At 41.6% G+C, this 24,442-nt stretch carries 19 protein-coding genes and 1 tRNA gene; 15 read left to right on the top strand and 5 right to left on the bottom strand.

The genetic code is table 11. The annotated features are described in order from the left end of the window. Nucleotides 1–51 precede the first annotated feature (51 nt). Together ACIGBM_RS00550 and ACIGBM_RS00545 are read right to left on the bottom strand one after the other, a co-directional pair. Nucleotides 52–1,227 carry an Arm DNA-binding domain-containing protein gene (locus ACIGBM_RS00550; RefSeq protein WP_397476416.1) on the bottom strand — a complete coding sequence of 392 codons (1,176 nt, stop codon included), beginning with the start codon at nt 1,225–1,227 and terminating at the stop codon, nt 52–54. A 2-nt stretch (nt 1,228–1,229) separates the two neighbouring features. Next, on the bottom strand, nt 1,230–1,445 hold the full coding sequence (locus ACIGBM_RS00545) for a hypothetical protein (protein WP_147221161.1): 216 nt from the start codon (nt 1,443–1,445) through the stop codon (nt 1,230–1,232). 136 nt (nt 1,446–1,581) lie between these two features. Here ACIGBM_RS00545 and ACIGBM_RS00540 point away from each other — a divergent pair, with 136 nt between their 5' ends. The 4 genes from ACIGBM_RS00540 (at nt 1,582) to ACIGBM_RS00525 (ending at nt 7,464) form a co-directional block, all read left to right on the top strand. Next, nucleotides 1,582–1,791 (top strand): helix-turn-helix domain-containing protein, encoded by a 210-nt coding sequence (locus tag ACIGBM_RS00540; RefSeq protein ID WP_397476415.1) that lies wholly within the window; start codon nt 1,582–1,584, stop codon nt 1,789–1,791. Nucleotides 1,792–2,016: 225 nt separating this feature from the next. Next, complete coding sequence (locus tag ACIGBM_RS00535; protein WP_397476414.1) at nt 2,017–2,295, top strand: hypothetical protein; 279 nt, start codon at nt 2,017–2,019, stop codon at nt 2,293–2,295. Nucleotides 2,296–2,326: 31 nt separating this feature from the next. Beyond that, a complete protein-coding gene (locus ACIGBM_RS00530) occupies nt 2,327–2,647 on the top strand; it encodes a hypothetical protein (RefSeq protein WP_397476413.1) in 321 nt (106 codons plus the stop codon). A gap of 137 nt (nt 2,648–2,784) precedes the next feature. Beyond that, complete coding sequence (locus tag ACIGBM_RS00525; protein WP_397476412.1) at nt 2,785–7,464, top strand: hypothetical protein; 4,680 nt, start codon at nt 2,785–2,787, stop codon at nt 7,462–7,464. Nucleotides 7,465–7,762: 298 nt separating this feature from the next. On the opposite strand, the gene ACIGBM_RS00520 is transcribed toward ACIGBM_RS00525, so the two are convergent. Then, nucleotides 7,763–7,839, bottom strand: a tRNA-Arg gene (locus ACIGBM_RS00520). 352 nt (nt 7,840–8,191) lie between these two features. Here ACIGBM_RS00520 and ACIGBM_RS00515 point away from each other — a divergent pair. From ACIGBM_RS00515 to queF, 4 genes are all read left to right on the top strand, one after another. Further along, nucleotides 8,192–8,848: a cytochrome c5 family protein gene (locus ACIGBM_RS00515; RefSeq protein WP_057758606.1), complete on the top strand. Its 657-nt coding sequence runs from the start codon at nt 8,192–8,194 to the stop codon at nt 8,846–8,848. Nucleotides 8,849–9,165: 317 nt separating this feature from the next. Next, a complete protein-coding gene (locus ACIGBM_RS00510; protein WP_397476411.1) occupies nt 9,166–10,128 on the top strand; it encodes an ABC transporter ATP-binding protein in 963 nt (320 codons plus the stop codon). Nucleotides 10,129–10,157: 29 nt separating this feature from the next. Beyond that, nucleotides 10,158–10,931, top strand: a complete 774-nt coding sequence (locus ACIGBM_RS00505) for an ABC transporter permease (protein ID WP_397476767.1) — start codon at nt 10,158–10,160, stop codon at nt 10,929–10,931. Between the two features lie 68 nt (nt 10,932–10,999). Continuing rightward, on the top strand, nt 11,000–11,887 hold the full coding sequence (gene queF / locus ACIGBM_RS00500; RefSeq protein WP_397476410.1) for an NADPH-dependent 7-cyano-7-deazaguanine reductase QueF: 888 nt from the start codon (nt 11,000–11,002) through the stop codon (nt 11,885–11,887). Between the two features lie 98 nt (nt 11,888–11,985). Here the strand turns inward: queF and ACIGBM_RS00495 are convergent, their stop codons facing one another. After that, entirely contained in the window at nt 11,986–13,704 is a 1,719-nt protein-coding gene (locus tag ACIGBM_RS00495; protein ID WP_397476409.1) for a proline--tRNA ligase, read from the bottom strand. 593 nt (nt 13,705–14,297) lie between these two features. Here ACIGBM_RS00495 and ACIGBM_RS00490 point away from each other — a divergent pair. After that, nucleotides 14,298–15,038 (top strand): DUF4230 domain-containing protein, encoded by a 741-nt coding sequence (locus ACIGBM_RS00490; RefSeq protein WP_397476408.1) that lies wholly within the window; start codon nt 14,298–14,300, stop codon nt 15,036–15,038. A 7-nt stretch (nt 15,039–15,045) separates the two neighbouring features. On the opposite strand, the gene ACIGBM_RS00485 is transcribed toward ACIGBM_RS00490, so the two are convergent. Then, nucleotides 15,046–16,695 (bottom strand): cryptochrome/photolyase family protein, encoded by a 1,650-nt coding sequence (locus tag ACIGBM_RS00485; RefSeq protein WP_397476407.1) that lies wholly within the window; start codon nt 16,693–16,695, stop codon nt 15,046–15,048. Nucleotides 16,696–16,866: 171 nt separating this feature from the next. On the opposite strand from ACIGBM_RS00485, the gene ACIGBM_RS00480 reads away from it, so the two are divergent. The 6 genes from ACIGBM_RS00480 (at nt 16,867) to ACIGBM_RS00455 (ending at nt 24,337) form a co-directional block, all read left to right on the top strand. After that, nucleotides 16,867–17,568 carry a phosphoribosylanthranilate isomerase gene (locus ACIGBM_RS00480; protein WP_397476766.1) on the top strand — a complete coding sequence of 234 codons (702 nt, stop codon included), beginning with the start codon at nt 16,867–16,869 and terminating at the stop codon, nt 17,566–17,568. Nucleotides 17,569–17,728: 160 nt separating this feature from the next. Then, a complete protein-coding gene (trpB, locus tag ACIGBM_RS00475; protein WP_057758619.1) occupies nt 17,729–19,003 on the top strand; it encodes a tryptophan synthase subunit beta in 1,275 nt (424 codons plus the stop codon). 142 nt (nt 19,004–19,145) lie between these two features. After that, complete coding sequence (gene trpA / locus ACIGBM_RS00470; protein ID WP_397476406.1) at nt 19,146–19,970, top strand: tryptophan synthase subunit alpha; 825 nt, start codon at nt 19,146–19,148, stop codon at nt 19,968–19,970. Nucleotides 19,971–20,352: 382 nt separating this feature from the next. Beyond that, a complete protein-coding gene (accD, locus tag ACIGBM_RS00465; protein WP_180952657.1) occupies nt 20,353–21,300 on the top strand; it encodes an acetyl-CoA carboxylase, carboxyltransferase subunit beta in 948 nt (315 codons plus the stop codon). Nucleotides 21,301–21,499: 199 nt separating this feature from the next. Beyond that, nucleotides 21,500–22,873 carry a bifunctional tetrahydrofolate synthase/dihydrofolate synthase gene (gene folC, locus ACIGBM_RS00460; RefSeq protein WP_397476405.1) on the top strand — a complete coding sequence of 458 codons (1,374 nt, stop codon included), beginning with the start codon at nt 21,500–21,502 and terminating at the stop codon, nt 22,871–22,873. 258 nt (nt 22,874–23,131) lie between these two features. Beyond that, nucleotides 23,132–24,337 carry a LysM peptidoglycan-binding domain-containing protein gene (locus ACIGBM_RS00455; protein WP_397476404.1) on the top strand — a complete coding sequence of 402 codons (1,206 nt, stop codon included), beginning with the start codon at nt 23,132–23,134 and terminating at the stop codon, nt 24,335–24,337. Nucleotides 24,338–24,442: the final 105 nt, after the last annotated feature.

The raw sequence follows: 24,442 nt of genomic DNA, 5'->3' as shown, positions 1-24,442 counted from the left end.
AATCGAAAAAAGACATCTATTTGGATGTCTTTTTGTTAAACATAGGTATTTTCATGGATTTTGTATTATACCTCGCTCTATCAGTAACTTATCTAAAGCACTCCCATCCTGACGAGTTAGATTAGGCACATAACGTGAATACACTGTGAACAACATTGTAGTGCTGCTATGACCCATTTGCGCAGCAATCCATTCAGGAGACTCGCCTGCAGCAAGCCAAAGAGTGGCAGCCGTATGTCTACTTTGATAGGGATTACGTATATCAAGCTCTAGATATCGCAATAACGGATACCAAACTCTCTTTGTCACATTGCGATGACTCAAAGGAGTACCTGCTTTTGTACTAAATACAAACTCACTTCGATGTTTAGTGAAGCTCTGCTGCTCAATTAATGCATCGTATACCAGTTGATTCATGTGGATAATACGATTAGAGCCGGAAGTTTTAGTGTCACCTATAACACCTCCAACAATTGCTTGATCAATAACGATTTGCCTACGTTCAAAGTCAATATTTTTCCACGGTAAACCGTCAATTTCACCTGTACGCATGCCTGTAAAAAACCGTACTGTAAAATATGGCTTATAGTCTACTCTAACGTTGTCAATGATGAGCATGACTTCTTCTAAGGTAAAAGGACTAACATTACTTTTAGGTACACTTAGTGGCTTTATATTCTTCCAAGGGTTCTCAAAATCAAAACGCTCAGATGCTTCGGTAATCACCATACGCAATGGGGTCATAATGTGGTTAATTCGAGATGCTGATAAAAGTCGCCCATTATTACCCTCCTTAACTAGATTACCCCGAAAAGCCATTATTTTAGCTTTGTTAATGGTATTTAGTGGCACATTGCCAAAATGGGGAAGTAGATAAATCTTAAGTATATTTTCTACATTAGTTATCTGAGAGCACCGCCATTCCGGTTTTTTTTCCTCTAACCAAACTTTGCTAAAGCAATCAAATCCTGAGCTTGAGTCCTTATGGCTATTCGTTGACCTCATAAGCTCTAAGCTTTGAAACTGCTCAAGCTTTTTACTCTGCGGAAAATAGTTTTCATATCGAAAACTACCTAATTGAATCTCTGCTTGCATTTTACTAACGAAACTCTCTAGACGCTTTCGATTAGGCTTAGTGTCTGCTAGCAAGGTTTGCTCTCTACAACGTTGGCCTATGTATCGAAAATCTACATATAGGTTGCCATTACGGCTATTGATACTCGCCATGATTACGCTCCCGCTACAAATGGGATGGTATCGTCGTAGCCTGTCAGCATTAACTCTTCGATCTTTTGCCATATGAAAAGGATTTTTCTACCTCCAAATGGTTTGATGTAATGAACGCCCTCAATGAATACCGCATCCTTAAGTTGATTGCGTATTGTCTTGCTGTCATATTTAATACGTTGTGACAGCTCTTCGGTTGTTAAATAGGTATAACTCATAGTAAAATCCTTACTAAAGATTAAAGTGTTATTATCTAATAGCTTTATGACCTGCTATAGAACATAATTTACACTAAAAATCATCTTTTGCAAGACATTTTTATCTACAGTAGATTATTTTATTATGGGGGAGGTTATGGTGAAGTGCAATTTATCTAAAATTATGGGCGAAAAAAGACTTAAGATTGCCGATGTGTCTAGAGATACAGATATCAATAGAGGCACAATCACACGTATGTATAACGAAGAAGCGACCAGAGTGGATCTAGAGGTAGTAGAAAAGCTATGCTTATATTTGAATATTGAAGTGGGCGACCTTTATGAGCTAGTTAAGGAAGAAGAATAAACTTTCCTCCTTTTAAAATTCAAGATAGTGCTGCGTTTATCGGTTATTACAGCAAGTAATACGCAGCAATATAGTTTCTCAAATGAGTTAAATGTTCTATTAAGTAATAAAAAGTTCTATAGAAGGTTATTTTGAGTTGCATCAGCTTAAAATGTATGTATAATTCAATCTGTAGAGAGTCATTAAGACCAACAGAAGGTAATATTAATCTACAGGAGATTATACATGAACACATTTATTAAGTCGCCGCATGCTTCAATCTGGTTAAGCGCCGAAGCGATATCACTATCTACCAAGCTTATGGTAAACCTGCAAATACAACAGGGCTCGCAGTTAGCAAGAATGCTAGGCGTTAACCCCCTTTTCTACAATGATGAAGCGGTTAGGATATGGGTTCAACGTGAGCTCAATGAGGGGTTAGCGCTAAATCATTACACATTAACGAATCTTGAGACCAAATTTTTGGACATTATGAATCACTACGATATTCCTTATTCGTTGTGATCAACGTTAACTATTTGGTTTGGAGATAACCATGAGCTTAAAACTTATTTTTAGCGCCAATGCAGATCAGTCCGACATGCAACTATGTGAAGACTATTGGGCATACGGGCATGATGGACGGTATGTAGAGCATATAGAAATGCTCTGTAGACAGTATAGTGTTGATTATCATATTTTGTTTGGTGTATTAGCTGAGTGCCAAACTTACTTAGATGATGTGCACTGTGAGTACTGTGGGCGGCCTTATCAACCTGATGTACCAGCGGATATACCTTATATCAGAAAACAATCATCTTGGTTCTGCGAATCATGCATTAGCTTTGCGGGTGGTCAGCTTACAATGGGCAGGTAACAATTTGAATGTACTCGATAACCAGATTGCTAATGCTCTCTGGTTTTTTTGATTAAGGATTTCTATATTTATCTTCTCTAAACATCCTTTCATGCTAATATTTTTAATATACTGAGATTAATGAAGGTAATTCAGCTATGGCACTAGAAGGCGGTGGGTTTGCAGATAAATTTGGTAATAGCTACGAAGCAGTTTGGGTTGCTAAGCAGTTATTGAGGCTAGCTGAAGAAGAGGTGCGTTCTGTCACTATCGAGCCTTTAGGAGAAGATGAGACAGGTGTTGACTTAATTGTCGAGGGTTTAGATGGGCAGAGAGAGTTTCACCAATGTAAATCTAGCCATAAGTATGCCGATGTGTGGAGCTTATCCAGACTTGATGAAGCTGGAGTATTAGAAAAAGCATATAAACAAATTTGTAGAACAGGTTGTATTTTTAAGATTGTATCCCCGTTCTCATTTACACAATTATCTCAGCTCAGTTTGAGCGCCAATAATACAACAGATAGTCCTGAAGAGTTTATAGAACATCAAATTAATCAAAGCAAAGAACGCCTTAAGTTCTTTGACGACTTGTGCGCACGATTAATACTGTACAGTGACGAAAATTTCAATATCATAAATGCAATTAAGTTTTTAAAGCATTTTGAAGTTATTAATTTTTCTTCTAATTCTGAATCACGAAGAGATATCATTGACAAGGTTAATAAAGAATTCAGTAGTAATCCTAAAGATATCATTGATTTTTTAGAAAATTATCCTATAAGCTCTAATAAACTACGTTTGCCGATCACAGCATCTCAATTACTAAATGACATGCAGCTGCGGGGATTTAATCTAAGGGTTTATGAAAATGATGAAAGGGTATTTTCCGAGATAAAAAGGATCAATTGTGACTTTCAATCCACTATAAAACCTTTCCTCATTGATGATAGCTTAATTAAACGTCCGGAACTCGAAGAATGCTTTGAATTAATGAATAGCCATCCTATCACCTTAATCAAAGCAGAAGCAGGTATGGGTAAAAGTGCTTTTCTGCTACAGCTTTGTGATTATCTTAATGAACAAGAATACATATCTTTGCCTATACGATTAGATAGGAATCGTCCTGAAAAAAATGCAGACGCATTTGGGCTTGATCTAGGATTAACTCATTCACCTGTATTCTGCTTAAATACTTTTGCAGGTGATACAAAAGCAGTTATCATTTTAGACCAGTTAGATGCTATACGTTGGACAGCGAATCACTCTAGTAATGCCTTGCAAGTATGTCAGGAGATTGCCAGACAAATTATTCAATTAAGAGAAAATAATCATGATATCTGTTTGGTACTTGCCTGTAGAGACTTTGACCTAAAAGAAGATCCACAGTTGCAACATTGGATATCAGAACTCAATGATAAGGTTGCTCATATAGAATTATCAGAGTTACCTGCTGAGCAAGTCAAAGAAATTTTAAACCCTTACGAGAACTATGACTCTTTATCACCTATTAAGCAGTCTATTTTAAGAATTCCAATATGGTTAAGTTTATATTTGCGAATTATCAAAGATAACCATGACAATCCAGACTTTACCAGTAAGATAGACCTTATTCGCTTGTACTGGGAAGATAGAATAAGACAGTTGAATAAAATATTAACGGATACGAGTTTAGCGAATTCTATCGTTGATAATTTTGTAGAAAAAGCAAGTCAAAACATGCAGTTTTCTATACCTATAAGTTTACTTAGCAATCCTAATCCCAGTGTATTAGAAGCACTCATTTCTGTAGGTATACTGCATAAGCATGAGAACCAAATCAGCTTTCAGCATCAAGCTTTATTTGATTATCACTTAGGAAAACGTCTCTTTGATACTGCTAGACAGTCAAGTGAAGCATTGCTTGAAGAAATCGGTTCTAAGTCTGAACAGACATTAACTCGAAGGGAGCATATTAAATATGCTTTAAAACTATTATCCCAATATAAACAATCAGTATTTTGTCAAAACATTTCAGCGTTGCTTGATAGTCCTGATATCCGTTTCCACATTAAGTACTTAGCTATCAATGTGATTGGTGAGGTCGCAATTATTAAAGCGCCTATGCGCAATTTAATAATAAGTCTAATAAACAATGAAGAACTAAGTCTGCCCTTTATTAATCATGCTTGTTTTGAACACCCGCAGATAGTTGAGGTACTCTCAGAACAAGATGTTATTTCTGAATGGCTAAATGGATCTGACTCACAAATTGATCTAGCTATTCGATTATTAAGTTCTGTAGCAGGCAAAGCGCCCGACGTAGTTATCAGTGAGATTGAGCCATTCATTGGAGTATCTGAGGAGTGGAATAATAGGTGCTACTCCGCTTTGAATTGGAACATTCAGGATGATTCAGAAGAGATGTTTGCAGTACGGAAAAGGCTTTTACAACTAGGTTGTACAGTTAACTTTATCAATTGGGAGGAGTTAGCAAAAAACTATCCGAAAAAGACGATTGAATTGATACAGTTGATTTTAGAAGGCTATAAAGAAGAATTAACGGACTCGAATTTTGAAATAGAAGAATCTGAAGAGTCAGATAAATATTTACATCGAAAGGTATGGAGAGAAGGTCAGATCGAAGACTTAGAAAATATCTCAGAAACTTTACCTCATGACGTTCTTGAAAAATTAATGCCTCAGGTTTTCAAAATAATTAGCAGCTCAATCGATGAAAGCTCTTATACAAGAATATGGCTCTACAGAGACAGACTCCTATTTAATCAGCACAGAGATTTTTTAGTAAGAGGTATATTTAGTATCCTCTTTGCAGCAGGTAAACAATACACTGATGAACCAAACAAACTATTTGATTTACTAACACCCTATTTAGATTATAAGCATCCAGTCGTTGAGCACATTATTGCAAGTTTGTTACTCAATCTACCTGTCAGTTATGCTGATCAAATTATTACATGGCTACTCAATAATCCGACTACTAGGTTGGCCTGTGGGAATGATTATGAAGAGCCAAAATGGATATTATCTGGCAAATTGATTGAAAAATTCTCTTCGCAATGCGCTGATAGTCTTTTTAATGTTCTTGAAAACAGAATAATAAATATTGGGATTAGCAGAAAAATAGAGAGTATCGGTTATCATTTTGAGTCTAGACGGCGTGGATATTTTAATAGTAGTTATTGGGGAGAAGCACAATATTTCTTATTAGAGAAACTAGATTTTACTCGAGTAAGCTCAAAATCGGTCAGTTTACATCAAGTTTTGCAAAGACGCTTTGAAGGTTATGACGACACTTATTTTTATTCATACGATTCTTCATATGGAGGTGTAGTTGTTTCGCCTTTGCCTCAACCAAATACTCTATCTGACAGATCATGGAGAAAGCTTATACTTACAGATGAAGAACGTTTTAGCACTTGGAATACCCGACCTTTAGGCAGTAATACCGTAGTAGAATCCAGTATACGAGCTTTTGCTACTAGTTTAAGTACAGCTGTGAAAAACGAACCTACGAGGTTTGCAAAGCTAGCATTAGCGCTTCCAAAAGATATTAATGAGCAGTTTATTGAAAGTATTTGCTATGGATTAGCAGATAACAATTCATCTAATTTAGCTGAAGGTTTTAAGGAAAACTGGCAACCTTGCCCGTTAGACCTTCGTTATAAAGTTATTAGACATTTTGAAGGTTTTAATGAGAGTCAAGCACTGACAAGATTATTAGCAGATACTTCAAAAATTATAAATTACTCTGATATGTTGGATAAACTTATCGATATTGCTCTTAATTCATCTAATCCTGATAATAACAAGCTCAATGTATATAACCCTAAAGAAGGGGATGATGCTGAGCATACTACTGCTCAGAGTCTAATGCAAAATTCTATAAACTGTTATAGAGGAATTGCATACGGTGGTATTGTCAAAATATTTTGGGAAGATGAAGAGTATGCACGGAATAATATGAGTTTGATTGATTCTGCAATAAATGATCCTCATCCTGCTGTAAGGATAGTAGCTGTCAGATTATTGACTCCTTTCCTAAATTACGACATAAACTATGCATTGCAAAGGTTTCTAGACTTATGTAAATCCGATTTGAGAATGAGCTGTGCTTATGAATCCTACCACTTTTTTAATTCAGCTTTTACAGATGAGTTTAGAGATCAGTATGTTGCATTAGTTAAACTCATGGTTACTTCTGGATATGAGGAAGTTCGTAAACAGGCTGGCACACAAGTTTTCGCACGCTATTTTTTTAATGATTTATTTGAGAATGAATTAAAATTTGTTTTAAAGGGTGATGAATCAGCTAAGCTAGGTGTTGCTCAAGTTTTAGTTCAATTTCTAACGGTGGACGATTACGCAGAGCAAGAGCACAAATTGGTGGATGTATACAGATCCTTAATTAATGATAGCTCGCAGAAAGTAAGAGATAAGTTGCTATTTTCTATTAGAGAGAAGAACTTTTGGAATAAAGGAGTTACCGAGGAACTATTAGATATTTACATGAACTCCCAAACAGCACATAGAAAGATATATCACTTGTTTTATGCTTTAGAGAATCATGTTTTAAATCTAGAAGGCTATAAAAGTATGTTATTACAGTTATTCTCTGAAATAGCTACAGCTACTTCATCTGCTGAAGCTAAACAGAGTGTTCATAGTGAAATGGATAGACTAACTAAGATACTGCAAAGAATATATGATGAAGCGGTTGATGATGAGGATGAAGATATTTTGAATGTATGCTTAGATATTTGGGATAATTTATTAAAGTCGGATGGCTATTCAGTTAGACAGGCTTCTAAGCACCTTGAAAATGGGTTGCTGAGTTAGTGATTAAATACCTCGACAATGGATTCGATGATCATCACCAACTTTCAGCAATCTTGGTCACAAAATGGTCACCGTTTGGTCACCGAGCACTTGGTCACCGATTTCTATAAGGCAGAGTGCATGCACTCTGCCTTATAGAAAATACATCATTAAAGAGTAGGCTACTTTTTAGGAGTTGATAAAAGCGGAGTAACTAACCTTTACTAATAAAGGCTTTAAGGAGAATTTCAGATATAAAAAAACCTCAAACAATATAATGCTTGAGGTGACATTTGAACAAAACTTAAGCTACAAATAGTGGTGCGCTCGGCGGGAATCGAACCCACGACCCTCGGCTTCGGAGACCGATACTCTATCCAACTGAGCTACGAGCGCATATGATAACGATATGTCTGACTGTCACGCTTAGATGCGCATGATAATTAGCATAAGGTGTCTAGAAATAAAGACCGCTTAGTCTAACAAATAAAAAGCATAAAGCCAATAAATGACAGTCGCGATTGAGGTTTTTTAAGAAAAAACAGCCAAGTCATTAAACAAGCATGGCAATTTACCTGCCTTTTCCCTTATAATGTTGGGGAGAATTCATATTTATAATCACCGATTGCAAGTGCGCTGGCACGCGGGATGGCTGTCTGCTATTGAAGACTTAGAGGTCGTCAAAGGAGGACAGACAGAATGTCCGAGCCGTGCTAGTCCTTGTATACGTAATAAGAGAACGTGACGAATGAGAAAAGTAGTTATGTTATCGGCAGCTGCCATTCTAGGAATCGCTAGTATCGCGGTGAGCCAAGCTGAAGATGTTGTAGACACTCCTGTAACTGCGTCAGACGTAGCAGAAGGCCAAGAGGTCGTAGAAGCTGCTCCTGAAACGCTAGGTGACGATACCCAAGCTGCTGCAGATACGACAGATGGTGCTGCGTCCACTGACGAAGCCGCTCCAGCAGAAGGCGAAGAAACTGCCGCTGCAGCGCCTGCTGCTGATGAAGAGCCAATTCCACAAGATACGCCGCAAGTACAGAAGCTAATTGCTTTGTATCCTAATCTGATTGCGCGTATCCAGCCTGTTGCCAATATCTGTTTTGAAGATGGTGAAGCTTGTGATGTAACGGCACGCTCATCTGGCCCAGCTGCTGGCGACGGTCCTCGTGACGGTAAAGCGGTATATAATGCTGTATGTCATACTTGTCATACAGCAGGTTTGCTAGGCTCTCCTATCTTTGGTGATGCTGGCGCTTGGGGCCCACGTATCGCAAAAGGTAAAGACACGCTATATACCCATGCTATTAATGGTTTCAATGCGATGCCTGCCAAAGGTGGTGCGGATATTCCTGATGAAGAAGTTCAAAATGCCGTAGATTATATGGTCGCAGAAGCAAGCTAATCTTTGTTGATGATCTTCCAAGCTTTTACGATAGTTATCTATAAAGCGCCTATTTCAGTGATGAGATAGGCGCTTTTTCATGATGAGTATTATTAATATGGTACTTCGAATATAAGACAGTTGAAATTCGCCATGAGTAGCCTCATTTTATGAGATTAGTTCGTTTATTACCGTACATTGTCACCTTTAGATAGTAGAGTGTGTTGAACATTCTTATACGGCTTTTGCCTATATGATAATGATAGTCGAATGTTCAACACGGCCTATTATTCTAAAATCGCATTTTATATAAATTGATAACAAATAAAGAGGTCTTCATGTCTGATGCACCAGCACTCTCCATAAAAAACCTATCCAAAACCTACGATAATGGGTTTTCGGCATTAAAAGGGGTTGATCTAACGGTACCACAAGGTGGATTCTTTGCGTTACTTGGGCCAAACGGCGCAGGTAAATCTACCATGATTGGTATTATTAGCTCATTGTTTAAGCCAACCACTGGTAGCGTCCATATTTTTGGCACAGACCTATTAGAGAACCCTTCGATTGCCAAGCAATACCTTGGTGTTGTACCGCAAGAATTTAACTTTAATATGTTCGAAAAAGTCGAAGATATCCTGATTACGCAAGCGGGGTATTTTGGTATTCCGGCAAAAGAAGCCAAACCAAGGGCAAAAAGGTTACTCACAGCATTGGGACTGTGGGATAAGCGTGATAGCAAATCACGCGAATTATCTGGCGGTATGAAACGTCGTCTGATGATTGCGCGAGCATTGATTCATAAGCCAAAATTATTGATTCTTGATGAGCCAACAGCGGGTGTCGATATCGAGCTACGCCGCTCAATGTGGGAATTCATGCAGCAGATTAATATCGAAGAAAATACCACTATTATTCTGACGACTCATTATCTCGAAGAAGCTGAGCAATTGTGTAAACGCATTGCGATCTTGGATCACGGCGAGATTCGAATCAATACAGAAATGAAAGAACTACTGGCGCAGTTGTCGGTAGAGACGTTTGTATTTGATTTAGATACGGCACTCACTGAGCAGTTGGCTCTGACAGGAGTCACAGGGGTCTCGCAACCAGATGAGCAAACGCTAGAAGTTACCTTGACAGAAGGTGAGTCACTAAACGGTGTCTTTGATCAGTTGTCTGATAAAGGTATCAGTGTGGCAAGTATGCGCAATAAAGCCAACCGACTAGAAGAGTTATTTATGCGCTTGGTAGACAAAAACATTCAGAGTGCAGATAGCATGAAGGAGGCGGGATTATGAGTCAGGAACTAGTCGATCATAATAAAACAATGTCATTGAGTAAGAAGTGGATTGCGTTTCGTACTATTTGGTTCAAAGAAGTACGCCGTATTTTACGTATCTGGCCGCAGACGTTACTACCGCCAGTTATCACGATGAGTTTGTATTTTGTCATCTTTGGTAAGATGATTGGTTCGCGTGTGGGTGAGATGGGCGGCGTGCCTTACATGCAGTTTATCGTGCCTGGTTTGATTATGATGTCGATTATTACCAACAGTTACTCTAACGTGGTCTCAAGTTTTTTTAGTGCTAAGTTTACGTCTAGTATCGAAGAGCTTTTGGTCTCGCCCGTATCTAAGCATGCTATTTTGATGGGTTATATCAGTGGTGGTATCTTCCGTGGACTGGCTATCGGTGTGATTGTCTCGATAGTGGCGCTGTTCTTTACTGATCTTGGTATCGAGCATTTATTTGTGACGGTATTTACAGTACTTGGCACGTCTATCCTGTTTTCATTAGGCGGTTTTATCAATGCGGTATTTGCACGCTCGTTTGATGATATCTCTATTGTCCCAAGCTTTGTACTGACGCCATTGACCTATCTTGGCGGTGTGTTTTATTCGATGGAGAATTTATCTCCGTTTTGGCAAAATATCTCGCTACTGAATCCTATCGTTTATATGGTTAACTCATTCCGTTACGGTATTCTTGGCTACTCTGATGTCAATGTTTGGTATTCAATGGCGGCTATTTTCGTGTTCTGTGCGATATTTTATACTATCGCTTATCGCTTGCTAAGTAACGGTTCGCGCGTGCGTCTATAGTGCGTATTATTCGCTAAGTATATTATTATTTAGAGAAAATTTTAAACGGTTTAATATTAGGAAGACAGATGAGTATTCACGGTATCTTGGGTGAGCAAACCACAGACTATCCAACTGAGTATAGCCCAGAGACGCTATATCCGATTGCGCGCAGCATGGGACGTGATGCGATTGGTTGGCAAGACGATAAACTAGCCGTCGGTGTCGATTGGTGGCAGGCTTTTGAGATATCTTGGTTAAATCCGCAAGGTATCTCGCAAGTAGCTATCGCGCGCTTTAGTATTCCTGCTAGCTCACCGTTTATCGTGGAGTCAAAATCGCTTAAGTTGTATTTGAATAGCATTAACTTTACCGAGTTTGCCAGTTGGAATGCCGTACAAGCGTTGATTGCGAAAGACTTGTCAGCTTGTTTGCAAACAGATGTACAGGTAGCGTTATTTGGTTTAAACGATGACATAAATGGTAACGAAACAGCGTTATTGATTGCTCAGCCTGAGGGTGTTTGTATTGATGAGGCACTAGCAGGCAATACGGACAAAGTTGCGTTAACTGAACATCCTGATGCGTCATTGCTAAGTGCTAGCGAAGAAATAGAGGCGAGTAGTGAAAGCATGGTAAATGATGGTACGCAGCAGTATACCTTTTATTCCAATCTACTGCGTAGTAATTGTCCAGTGACCAATCAACCAGATTGGGGTACGTTGGCCGTATCGATCACGACTGATAAGCCTTTTAATAATGCACATATGCTGCGTTATATATTGAGCTTCCGTCAGCACAATGGCTTCCATGAGCAGTGTGTCGAGCAGATATTTGCTGATTTGAGCCAATACTATCAGCCAAGTGAGCTAATGGTACGGGCATGGTATACGCGCCGCGGTGGTATTGATATCAATCCTTGCCGTGTTAGTGATATCAGTTTATTGCCTACGCCAAGCCGTTTGATTCGCCAGTAAGTTCTCGCTAAAAATACATCAATCTTAAGCCAATAAAAAAGCGCCTATCTCACGTGATGAGATAGGCGCTTTTTGTTATATAGTCTTTACTCGTAAAGCTATTTACCGCTTACTTTTGCCATGACTTCTTCGCGGCTCAGCATTTGTTTTTCAGCTTCACGGCGATTGACGTATTCATACTTGTCTTCCGCCAAGTTGCGATCAGACACGACGATACGATGCGGTATACCAATCAACTCAAGATCAGCAAACTTAACGCCTGGGCGCTCGTTACGATCGTCCAGTAGTACGTTGATGCCTTTAGCCTTTAACTCTTCATACAGGGCGGTTGCCGTCTGCATGACAGTCTCTTCTTTAGACTTCATCGGGATGATGGCGACTTCAAAAGGAGCGATTGAATCATCAACCGTTGGTGTTTTTGGCCACATGATGCCGTTTTCATCATTGTTCTGCTCAATAGCAGCGGCAATGATACGGCTAACGCCAATACCATAACAGCCCATCATCAAGGTGACAGGTTTGCCATCTTCACCAGAAACCGTACAGTTCATCGCTTGTGAGTATTTATCACCCAACTGGAAGATATGACCGACTTCGATGCCACGTTTGATTTTTAGGCTGCCTTTACCATCAGGAGACGGGTCGCCTTCTTGTACATTGCGCACATCAACGATGCGAGTAATACGAGTATCACGCGCCCAGTTCATACCGATAGTATGTTTGTTCACTTCATTGGCACCGCAAACAAAATCTGACAACGCAGCTGCTGAACGATCAACGAATACAGGCATATCTAAATTAACGCCGATATAGCCTTTGTGCAGACCTGCCGCTTTTAGCTCTTCGTCAGACGCTAACGTCAATGGTACGTTAGCTTCTTCGATTTTCTCAGCCTTGATAGTATTGAGCTGATGATCGCCGCGCAACACGATAGCAATCAGTTGTGGTTCATCATTCTCAGTATGACCATGAACGATCAAGGTTTTAACCGTCGTTTCTAACGGGATGTCCAAGTGTTCAGCAACCATTTTGCAGCTGGTCATGCTTTCGGTTAGAACGTCTTCACGCTCCATTTTTGGTGGTTGACGCTCAGCGGTGCTGACAGATTCTGCTAGCTCTACGTTGGCTGCATAGTCAGATGAGTCCGAAAACGCAATATCGTCTTCGCCGCTATCTGCCAATACATGGAACTCATGTGAGGCAAAGCCACCGATAGAGCCTGTATCTGCTTGTACCGCACGGAAATCTAAGCCCAAGCGGGTAAAGATGCGTGTATAAGCGTCATACATGTCATGGTAAGTTTTGGCCAATGAGGCTTGATCCACATGGAAAGAGTAAGCATCTTTCATGGTGAATTCACGTGCGCGCATCACACCGAAGCGTGGACGAATCTCGTCACGGAATTTACCTTGAATCTGAAAGAAGGTAATCGGTAGTTGTTTATAACTACGTAGCTCACCTTGTGCTAGATTGGTGATGACTTCTTCGTGCGTTGGACCAAGTACAAAGTCGCGATCATGACGGTCTTTGAAGCGCAGTAGCTCAGGACCATAATCATCAAAACGTCCGGTCGTCTGCCAAAGTTCAGCAGGCTGAGTCATCGGCATAAGCACTTCTTGTGCACCGACGTTTTGCATCTCTTCACGAACAATGCGTTCGACCTTTTGCAAGACACGCAGACCCATAGGCAACCAAATATATAATCCAGAAGCAATCTTGCGGATAAGACCAGCACGCACCATCAATTGGCTTGAGGCGATGTCGGCGTCACTTGGGGTTTCTTTTAGTGTGGCAAATAAAAATTGACTGGCTTTCATAAATAAAGCGTAACCTTATCAACGATAAAAAAATAAGAAATAGTAGGATGTTGAGCGTATGGCTAATCGTTTCATTGCCGCCGCAAGCTTACCTTTATCACTTAGCAATAATCTAGGGTATTTCCTAGTTACCAACCTGCTTATATACAAAGCACATCAGTAAAAACCACTCTCATAAAAGAGAGGCAAATTTGATTTGATGTATCAATATGCCAAAAATGCAATATATTCAGGTCAAAACCCTGATAAATGCTTTAAGACTGACATTTTATTCATACAATCTGACTATGTTAGGTAAAGTTCGCCTAAGACGCAATGACTTTTTGTCTTTTCAGACCGAACGTGACGCAAAGGGTTCAATAAGGGATAAATAATTGCACTATTCATATGATTTTATAGCGAAAGTACTGCTTATTTTAGAGACAGTTTATTAAGATGATTGCGTAGAGGTTTATGCATAAAGTTATGTAGAGGAATGGTAGCCATTACTTGAAGTTACTGCACAATAGTCGCATTTATAGACTAAGCATCTGTTCCGTTTTTACAACGCTTTTAGCCTTACCAAACGATGCAACATTATAAAGGTAGCTTCTATGGATAATCCTGATATGAATAACGCTAAAGCCACTCAAAAGCCTGAGAAACGTCCTATTGCGACAATGTCGTGGGTGATATTACTCATTGGCTTAGTAGCGATTGTCTTTGCTATTTATAGCGCGCAAAACAAACCAGAAGAAGCGCTGATAGAAACTATTACTCGCGAAGGTGTGGTTACGCAAATTCAGCAGTTAAATCGCTTACATACCGTCGCATTTAGTGTCGATACAGTGATTACGAGCGAGCGACCTGGGAGCTGGATGAAACTGTGGCAAGACGAGCAAAAGGCATTGTTTATTGCTCATGGTCGCGTAGAGGCAGGCGTTGATCTGAGTGCACTGACACCTGAGATGGTACAAGTAGTGCAACCTGTTCAAGCTAATGAGGATGAAGAGCAAGTAGCTGATGCCAACTCATCAGCTGCCACTATGCCGCAAATCAATATTACTTTGCCGCCCACAGAGATATTTTCAGTATATCTGGATGATATTGAGATTTACGACTGGCAGACAGGGGCTTTTGGTATGATGCAAGTCGATCCTAAGATATTGGCACAAGCACAGACCATGGCAAAAAAAGAAGTGCTAGAGCGTGCCTGCCGAGGTGATGTCATGAATATGGCACTGCAAAATGCGCAAACGCAATTGCAGCAGCTATTTGCACTCACAGGAGCGGTAGTGACGGTGACCACTCAGGGTGCAGGTGCATGTCAATTGCCAGTCACTACCAATAGTTAATATGTGTCTATTCTTTTTTAAACTCAGCAATAGCTAGCTTGCGTACTGATTTATGCTCGACCATCGGTGCAGGGTAGTCAACATCGGCAAACTTACCACCTTTTGCCAATTCTTTACGCATCTTGTCTTCGTTGTGCAAGATACTGTTAGGAATATCTTTTAACTCTGGTAGCCAAGTTTTAATGAACAGAGCTTTAGGATCGTGCGTATCGGCTTGGCTAAAGGGGTTCATAATACGGAAGTAGGGCGCTGAGTCCGTACCTGTCGACGCGCTCCATTGCCAGCCGCCGTTATTGGAGGCAAAATCCCCATCTATCAGCTGCTGCGTAAAGTAGCGTTCACCCAAGCGCCAATCAATCAACAAGTCTTTGGTCAAAAACATCGCCGTGACCATCCGTAGGCGATTGTGCATAAACCCTGTCGCATTTAGGCAACGCATTGCTGCATCGACCAATGGCACGCCTGTTTTGCCAGTGCACCATGTCTCAAAGTCATCGTTGTTATATGACCAATTGACCTTAGTGTCAGTATCCTCTTTATAAGCTTTATGACGGATCAGGTTTGGTTTTTCTACTAGCACATGACGATAAAAGTCTCGCCACGCAAGCTCGCTTATCCAGCGATTGATGTCTTCATTATCACCGTCATTACCGTGTAGCTTCTCTTGTGCTTTGCTCGCCTGTAGATAGCAGAATCTAGGACTGATAGAGCCTATAGTAAGATAAGCCGATAGCTGACTGGTTGCATGCAGATGGGGGACATCACGGCTCACATCGTAATCATTGATATCATCATCGACGAATGCCTCTAGACGCTGGCAAGCGGCCGACTCACCTGCAGGATAAGCGTCTCTTGCTTGGTCAAGCTGAGCTGTCATATCGATATGCTGCAAGGAGTCGTTCTTTTCCAATGTCTGCTGGTAGTCACTCAGCATCTTTTCACTTAGTGCTTTGATATCGTCGATTGTATTGGCAAACGTTTGCGATGATGGTAGTTTGATTTTATAATCGCTATCCACTGCGGATGCTTCATGCATTTGGATGGTGCTGACGTCCAACGTATGTCGCCATTTTTTATAAAATGGGGTGAAGACCTTATACATACTATCGCCATCATTGGTCGTAATGCTCTGCGGTGGCAAAATGCATTGGTCATGCCAGCGGACGAACTCGATATCGTCTTCAGCAAGTTGTTTGCTTAATTGTTCATCACGATCAATCTCATTGCCTTCGTACTCGTGATTGGCCATGACGCAGCTGATTTCATTGTCGTTGCATAAAGTCGTGAGCGCCTCTATACAGTCAGTAAAGCTTGAGCATAGCTGTACTGTTAGGGCGATGTTCAGTTGCGATTGCAAGTCCTTTGCTAGGATAGGTAGCGTGCGAGCAATATGATCGACTTGTACAAGGGAAGTATCGTGCGCTTGCCACTGCTCAGGCGTCAAAAAAAATACGGCAGTTACCGAGGCGTTGTCTTCTTTTGCACGTTCGCAAAGCGCTGCTAAAGCGGTATTGTCATGTATGCGTAGGTCACGACGAAACCACATCAAGTAATGCGGTGGATTTTTGCTAGTAGCATTGTCGTCAGTATCAGTATCAGTATCAGTATCAGTATCAGTATCAGTATCAGTAGCGGCTGTCTGTGCAGTCTTAGACATCAAAGTATCCCTATATTAATCAATCGCAATCATAAACAAAACTAAGGATAAAAGTATGCTAGGATAAGTTTTTGGATGCAATGGCTTTGCCGTTTGGTTAACAAAACCTCATCACATCTAACGATTTATCTTTAGCTTGAACCTATCTGATGCCGCTATAATCGGTGTCATATTCAGTACCATGAAACGCAAGGTCACAAAATGCACGTTAAGTTTTGCGGGTTTACTCAGCTTAGTGATATACAGACTGCAGCACAGTTAGGTGCAGATGCAGTGGGTTTGGTGTTTTATCCACCAAGTCCACGTGCGGTCACGATAGAGCAGGCGCAAACCCTGAGCGCTGCCGTACCTGCTTTTGTCAGCGTAGTGGCACTGGTCGTCAATATGTCCAAAGATGAGCTGATTAAATTAGCAAATAATGTTTCTTTTGATATTATCCAGTTCCATGGTGATGAGACACCTGAGCAATGCCAACAGCTGGCAGGCGTGATCAATAAACGCTGGATCAAAGCATTGCGTATCAATACAGAGCAAGACAGTCTCGATAGCGTTCGCGCCCAAATTAATCAATTTGCGACTGCAGGTGCCAGTAGTATTTTATTGGATGCTTATCATCAGCATAAGTATGGCGGTACAGGCGCACGTTTTGACTGGAGTCTCATTCCACATGACAGCGCACTGCCGATCGTTTTGGCTGGTGGACTCGATGCCGACAATGTTGCCGCTACATTAGATTTACCTATTTATGGCGTCGATGTGAGCGGTGGTATTGAGGTTGATAAAGGTAAAAAAGACGCTGCCAAAATGCGTGCCTTTATGAAAGCGGTTAAGCGCGATCGATGGCAAAACGCTACGGTCACTGGCGCCATCTAAGTGGGTTTGTATCAGGCTATTTGTCATACATAATCTGCTTAGTTGATCGTTATTCCGATTTTTCTGTTTAAATCTTATTAGATTATTATCCCTTTTATTATTTTCTCTCTATTTATCTAAAGTTATCTAAAAAATACCACTTATTACAGTAGGAATTATCATGAGTCATGTCGAGAACAAAGATTTATCTGCTACCGCACAGTCGGTTAATACTTTTACCAATCCTGAAAACGTACAGGACTTCAACCAGTATCCTGATGCGCGCGGTCATTTTGGTGTACATGGGGGGCGTTTTGTCTCTGAGACGCTAATGGCTGCTCTAGAAGAGCTAGAAACGCTTTATACCAAAGTAAAAGCAGACCCAGCATTCTGGGAAGAGTATCACAATGATTTGGTCAATTATGTCGGTCGTCCAACGCCTCTGTATCATGCTAAGCGTTTGAGTGATGAGATTGGCGGTGCGCAAATTTACTTTAAGCGTGAAGACCTAAACCATACAGGCGCACATAAAGTAAATAACACCATTGGTCAGGCATTGCTTGCCAAGATGTGCGGCAAGAAACGTATCATCGCTGAGACGGGTGCAGGACAGCATGGCGTCGCGACGGCAACGATTGCTGCACGCTTAGGGCTAGAGTGTATCGTCTATATGGGTGCTGACGATGTCGAGCGTCAAAAAATGAACGTCTATCGTATGCGCTTGCTTGGCGCGACAGTTGTGCCCGTCACTTCTGGCTCACGCACGCTCAAAGACGCAATGAACGAAGCCATGCGTGACTGGGTGACCAATGTAGATAGCACCTATTACATTATCGGTACTGTGGCAGGCCCGCATCCTTATCCGCTATTGGTTCGTGACTTCCAAGCGATTATCGGTAAAGAAGCACGCATTCAGCATTTAGAGAAAACAGGTAAAATGCCTGATGCATTGGTTGCCTGTGTCGGTGGTGGCTCGAACGCTATCGGTTTGTTCTTTGACTTCCTAAACGATACTGAAGTTAAGATGTATGGCGTCGAGGCAACGGGTGATGGTATCGAGTCAGGTCGTCATTCAGCACCATTGGCTGCTGGTCGTATTGGCGTATTACATGGTAACCGTACTTACCTAATGGCAGATGATGATGGTCAGATTCAAGAGACGCATTCTATCTCAGCGGGTCTTGATTATCCTGGTGTCGGTCCAGAGCATAGCTTCCTAAAAGACATGAAGCGTGTTGAGTATGTTGGCTGTACGGATAAAGAGGCGCTAGAAGGCTTCCATGAAGCAACTCGCAAAGAAGGCATCATCCCTGCACTTGAGACTGCCCATGCCGTCGCTTATGCATTGAAACTGGCTAAAACCATGACGCCTGATCAGACGATTATCGTTAATATGTCAGGTCGCGGTGACAAGGATCTGCATTCAGTGATGAAAGCAGAAGGGATTGAGTTGTAGTAACGAGTATTTTTATAAGTTATCAAATTTATAAGTTACTAGATTCTTCTTTATAAGAAAAATTGTTTGACCTTTTATTGTTCGATATACATTATTAGATAAAGGGTCAAACAAGCCAGTTTATAACAATTAAGAGACCACTATGACCAGAATTGAAAGTACCTTTGAAACCTTAAAATCACAAAATAAAAAAGCCTTGATTCCTTATGTAATGGCAGGCGATCCTAATCCGACCACCACCGTAGGCCTATTGCACGACTTAGTGAAACACGGCGCCGATATGATCGAAGTCGGTCTGCCGTTCTCTGATCCAATGGCCGATGGTCCAACCGTTGCCTTGGCTGGCGAGCGTGCATTAGCAGCAGGTACGAGTACTCGTGATGCACTAAAAATGGTTGCAGAGTTCCGTCAAACAGATATGCAAACGCCAATTATCCTAATGGGTTATCTAAATCCTGTTGAAATCATCGGCTATGATAAATTTGTGGCGCTATGCGAGCAGTCAGGCGTTGATGGTTTATTGATGGTAGATCTGCCACCAGCAGAAGCGGGCAGCTTCACTCAGCATTTGACCGATCATTCGATGAATGAGATTTTCTTGCTATCGCCAACGACGTTGCCCGAGCGCCGTGAGCAAGTATTGACTCATTGTGGCGGCTATATTTATTATGTATCACTAAAAGGCGTGACTGGTTCAGCCACGCTAGATACTGATGATGTAGCGACCCAAGTACAAGCAATCAAAGCAGAAACAGACTTGCCAGTATGCGTCGGCTTTGGTATCCGTGATGGTGCTTCTGCAAAAGCGATCGGTACTCATGCAGATGGCGTTATCGTCGGTAGTGCTTTGGTACAGAATTTTGCCGATATCGATGCCAACGATACCGCTGCGGTTGCAAATGCACAGCAAAGCATCATGGCAAAAATGGATGAGCTACGTGCAGCATTAGACAGCTTAAGCGCCTAATAGCTATTGCTTCCATATTATTGTTACTTGAAGAGATAGTTACTTGAAACGGCAAAGTCAAATTGCAGCCATTGTTTACCTAAAAACTTTACTCAAATGCTTTACGTGAAGACAATACTAAATGACTTTGCTAAAATTAGTTTACGAGTGTAAACTAACATCACTATTATATGGTGTCTGATAGCAGTGGTTTATTAGTCATTTTGATTGGCAAATACATTATCTATCAACAAGCGCATAATCAAATTACCGACATACGAGATTTATTTATCAGTATGTCGCATGACTGCTCATGTTATGACTGTATTAGACGTTTTTTTTAGACAACCATTAAACTCTCAATGACAAGCGAATGAGCAAACTTGTCAATAAGCCTTTTATGATGGCAAATAATATGACTGATACAATAACAAAACCCGATAACAATACTGCTAAAGCCGCGCCAAACAGCAATACGGATAGGCAGTCATGGTTCAATCGCCCTATCCCAGGTATCAAGCAGCATTTGACTGCGCCACTGTCTGCGGTAGAGACTGAACCGTCAACTAAGTGTAGTAATTGTCATTCGATGATTACCAACACAGCGCTGATTTTTAACTGTTATGTGTGCCCGCATTGTGATCATCATTTACCGATGAGTGCTCGTGAGCGCCTGAACTGGTTACTTGATCAAGTAGACGGCGAGACAGGACAAGAATTTACGGCAAAAGATCCATTGAGCTTTGTGGATAGTAAGCCATATCCTGCGCGTATGAGTGAAGCACAAGAAAAAACAGGTGAGTCTGAGGCGTTGGTTGCTATGTATGGCAAACTGCGTAACCTTGATATCGTCGCCTGTGCTTTTGACTTCCGCTTTATGGGTGGGTCAATGGGTTCAGTCGTTGGCGATCGTTTTGTCCAAGCAGCTGAAAAAGCGCTAGAGCAAAAAGTGCCTTTGGTTTGCTTTGCTGCTTCTGGCGGTGCACGTATGCAAGAAGGCCTGCTATCGTTGATGCAAATGGCACGTACGGCAGCAGCGATTGAGCGTTTAAGAATCGCTGGGATTCCTTATATCGTGGTATTAACCAATCCTGTGTACGGCGGTGTAACTGCATCACTGGCGATGTTGGGTGATATCCATCTAGCAGAACCAAAAGCGATGATTGGCTTTGCTGGTAAGCGTGTGATCGAGCAGACTGTACGCGAGACGTTAGAAGAGCCATTCCAGCGCGCTGAGTTCTTATTAGAGCATGGTGTGGTGGATGAAGTGGTACATCGTCATCAGCTAATCGATACGATCTATCGTCTACTTGCAAAACTATGCCGCGTACCAAATGTAGATGCTCAGTAAAATGAGATGCTCGATAAGGTAAATGACTCAGTATAATGAATCATTTATTGAGTGCATAATGACTTAGCTGCGTGCTAACATCTACTGCATGTGCAAGACCCCTAATAGCATTTATCGTCATCGCACGGTAAGTGCTATTTTTGGTTTTAGCCAACACATATATTTTTATTTCTTATTAAATTTTATATAGGTTTTATCCATGTCTGACCTTTTAGCATCTGACCTTCGCAGCCCTAATGCCCATAGTCCTAATGAAAGTGCTAGCCTAACTGAATGGCTTGATTATATGCAGCAGATTCATGTATCTGCAATCGATATGGGGTTGTCACGTGTATTGCCTGTTGCAGAAGCGTTAGGCGTGGTGCAGTCAGCTAAAGATGACGCTTATGTATTTACTGTGGCAGGTACTAATGGCAAAGGCTCTACAACTGCTGTCATTGCCGAAATGTGTAAAGCCGCAGGTTATAAGACGGCACTATATCAGTCGCCACATCTTAGCGCCTTCAACGAGCGTGTACGTATCAATGGTGAGATGGTCAGCGACCAGACGCTGATTGAGGCTTTTAGCAAAGTAGAAGCAGCACGCTTACAGTGCGATTTGACGTTATCGTTTTTTGAGATGACCACACTAGCAGCGCTATTGATATTCGCTGAGGCAGATTGTGACGTGTGGGTATTAGAAGTGGGACTGGGTGGACGGCTAGATGTGGTCAATATTATTGATCCTGACATGGCAGTTATTACCAATGTCGGTATCGATCACGTTGACTGGCTGGGTGATAATGTCGAGGATATTGGTCGCGAAAAAGCAGGTATCTTGCGCAACGGCATTCCTTTGATTTATGGTGCTACTGAGATGCCAGCTAGCGTGCAACAATCTATCGATACCCAGCAGGCAACTTGTTATCAGATTGGACAAGATTTTAGCTACCGCGATATTGATGCAACGACTTGGCAATACAGTAATGCAGCGGTTACCTTGCAATTACCACGTCCTGCGCTATCGTTAACTAACACCGCCAATGCACTATCAGCAGTATTAGCAAGTCCATTAGATATTGATATCAATGCCATTGAGCAAGCACTACAAACTGTCAAACTGGCAGGTCGTTTCGATTATCGTGAGAGCCATAGCCGCCATTGGTTGTTTGATGTGGCGCATAATGAGCAAGGCGTTGAGTTCTTATTAGCCCAGCTATTACCGTTTTGGCAGCAGCATGTAGCCAAGCAAAGTAATCAAAATAGCTCAGCGAATATCCCTACACCAAAGATAAAAATGCTATTTTCTATGTTAGGTGATAAAGATATTGATAAGGTTGTGCAGCGCTTAACCCAAGTAGGCTTACCGGTTAGTGACTGGTCTATCGCTGAGATTGATTACCCTCGTGCCGCGACTACTGAGCAGCTGCAAGATGTTTTGGTTAAATATGTCGATAGCACCAATATATATGAGTTCGATAGTTTGCATACAGCGACCCATGCAGTGATAGAGGCGAGCCAACCGCAAGACCTTATTGTCGTGTGTGGCTCGTTTCATACGATTGGGGAAGCGTTAAGTGCCCTTAGCGTATGACAATTTAAGTTAAAGTAGTACCTGTTTAATGTTAATCTTAGTCGTAGCCTGATAGCAGACAGCATGAAAAATATGCTTTATAATCAAAATGATTTGCCAGACTAGTAGAAGATGGTCGGCACAAATTTTGAACCCTGATGGCATTAACTGACAGTAACTGGCGGTAAGAGATCATGATTAAAGCGATTTGATATACTGCTTTGAGATAGTCGCTGCGCCGCTCAATCAACCTTATTACCAACTAAGAGACGTAAACGGATGAACTTTTCGAGACAAGCCTTATTGGGCATTGGGATGATTATCGGCGGTAGCGTTATGCTATATGCCATGGTGCAACAGATTGGTGATAGCGATCAACCAGAGCCGATGTCAGCGATGGTTGACAAACTAAGCTCGGAGCAAGAGTCTCCGCAGCCGCTCACAACTGATATCGAAACAGAAAAACGTATCCTTGCACAAAAGCAAAAAGAACGTGCAGCCCGCGTTGCAGAGCAAGAAAAACGTGCAAAAGAGTTTCTGACAGAGCAGGAAGTTGCTGAAGCAGAAGCGTTGGCTAAGGCACGTGCTGAGAGCCAGCAATATGTCGATAATAGTGCGCCAGCTACTGATGAAACTAGCAGTACCGAGTCTACAAAAGACGTTACTACAGATCTAACCGTTCAGCCTCGTACTGAGAGTCAGTCTGCTACTGATACTACAAAGTCTAGCGAAGCCGAAAAGCAAAAAGCGGTTCAAGAGCAACAAGAAGCTCAAAGGCAAGCGGCTATCAAAGAGCAAGCGGCCGCCAAAAAACTTGCTGAGAGCAAAAAACAAGCGGAGGCAAAGAAACTAGCCGAAGCAAAAAAGCAGGCGGAAGCCCAAGCAGCGGCTGAGAGAAAAAGAGAAGCAGCTGAAGCGGCAAAAAAAGAGCCACCAAAATCGCCTTCTGAATACCAAATTAAGAAAGGTGACGGACTCATAAAACTGGCAAGACAATACAATATGCCTGTAGAAGTATTGGCTCAAGCCAACAACCTATCTCCATCAGCAGCGCTACAACTGGGTCAGAGCATCACCATCCCATCGAGCAAACAGGTACAGCGTTTAGAGCGTGAAGCGGCTGCCGCCGAACAAGCGCGTGAGAAGAAGCGCCAACAAGAAGAAGCGCTGGCGAAGAAATCTGCCGATGCAAAACGTGAAGCGCAACAAAAACTGAGTGAAGCGCGTAAAGAAGTCAAAGAAACAGACGCTAAGGGTAGCTTCGGGGTGCAAGTGGCTCTAGCAAATGACCAAGCCAAAGCGGATGAGTTAGCGAAAAAGTTCCGAGCAGCAGGTTATCAAGTTAAGACGAGTGCAACTAGCCGCGGTGTCCGTGTTGTAGTTGGGCCTGAACGCGGCAAAGTCGCAGCATTGGCACTAAAAGATAAAATTAATAGTGACCCCAAAGTAAATACGACCAGCGCTTGGGTGCTTTACTGGCGTTAAGCTAGAGTTTCTAGCGGTCTGGATTCGGCTTTTATCTACTCTATATAAAAACACGACAAATACTGTCGTGTTTTTTGTTTTATAGATTGCTGATTGGCGCCACCT

Origin of the sequence: Psychrobacter sp. NPDC077938, from assembly GCF_044542635.1 — a bacterium.
Classification (GTDB): domain Bacteria; phylum Pseudomonadota; class Gammaproteobacteria; order Pseudomonadales; family Moraxellaceae; genus Psychrobacter.
This window is presented reverse-complemented; position numbering and strand designations above follow the sequence as displayed.

Coding starts and splice junctions, on each gene's coding strand:
- ACIGBM_RS00550 (WP_397476416.1), bottom strand. CDS start 1,227: ATGGCGAGTATCAATAGCCGTAATGGCAACCTATATGTAGATTTTCGA.
- ACIGBM_RS00545 (WP_147221161.1), bottom strand. CDS start 1,445: ATGAGTTATACCTATTTAACAACCGAAGAGCTGTCACAACGTATTAAA.
- ACIGBM_RS00540 (WP_397476415.1), top strand. CDS start 1,582: ATGGTGAAGTGCAATTTATCTAAAATTATGGGCGAAAAAAGACTTAAG.
- ACIGBM_RS00535 (WP_397476414.1), top strand. CDS start 2,017: ATGAACACATTTATTAAGTCGCCGCATGCTTCAATCTGGTTAAGCGCC.
- ACIGBM_RS00530 (WP_397476413.1), top strand. CDS start 2,327: ATGAGCTTAAAACTTATTTTTAGCGCCAATGCAGATCAGTCCGACATG.
- ACIGBM_RS00525 (WP_397476412.1), top strand. CDS start 2,785: ATGGCACTAGAAGGCGGTGGGTTTGCAGATAAATTTGGTAATAGCTAC.
- ACIGBM_RS00515 (WP_057758606.1), top strand. CDS start 8,192: ATGAGAAAAGTAGTTATGTTATCGGCAGCTGCCATTCTAGGAATCGCT.
- ACIGBM_RS00510 (WP_397476411.1), top strand. CDS start 9,166: ATGTCTGATGCACCAGCACTCTCCATAAAAAACCTATCCAAAACCTAC.
- ACIGBM_RS00505 (WP_397476767.1), top strand. CDS start 10,158: ATGTCATTGAGTAAGAAGTGGATTGCGTTTCGTACTATTTGGTTCAAA.
- queF (WP_397476410.1), top strand. CDS start 11,000: ATGAGTATTCACGGTATCTTGGGTGAGCAAACCACAGACTATCCAACT.
- ACIGBM_RS00495 (WP_397476409.1), bottom strand. CDS start 13,704: ATGAAAGCCAGTCAATTTTTATTTGCCACACTAAAAGAAACCCCAAGT.
- ACIGBM_RS00490 (WP_397476408.1), top strand. CDS start 14,298: ATGGATAATCCTGATATGAATAACGCTAAAGCCACTCAAAAGCCTGAG.
- ACIGBM_RS00485 (WP_397476407.1), bottom strand. CDS start 16,695: ATGTCTAAGACTGCACAGACAGCCGCTACTGATACTGATACTGATACT.
- trpB (WP_057758619.1), top strand. CDS start 17,729: ATGAGTCATGTCGAGAACAAAGATTTATCTGCTACCGCACAGTCGGTT.
- trpA (WP_397476406.1), top strand. CDS start 19,146: ATGACCAGAATTGAAAGTACCTTTGAAACCTTAAAATCACAAAATAAA.
- accD (WP_180952657.1), top strand. CDS start 20,353: ATGGCAAATAATATGACTGATACAATAACAAAACCCGATAACAATACT.
- folC (WP_397476405.1), top strand. CDS start 21,500: ATGTCTGACCTTTTAGCATCTGACCTTCGCAGCCCTAATGCCCATAGT.
- ACIGBM_RS00455 (WP_397476404.1), top strand. CDS start 23,132: ATGAACTTTTCGAGACAAGCCTTATTGGGCATTGGGATGATTATCGGC.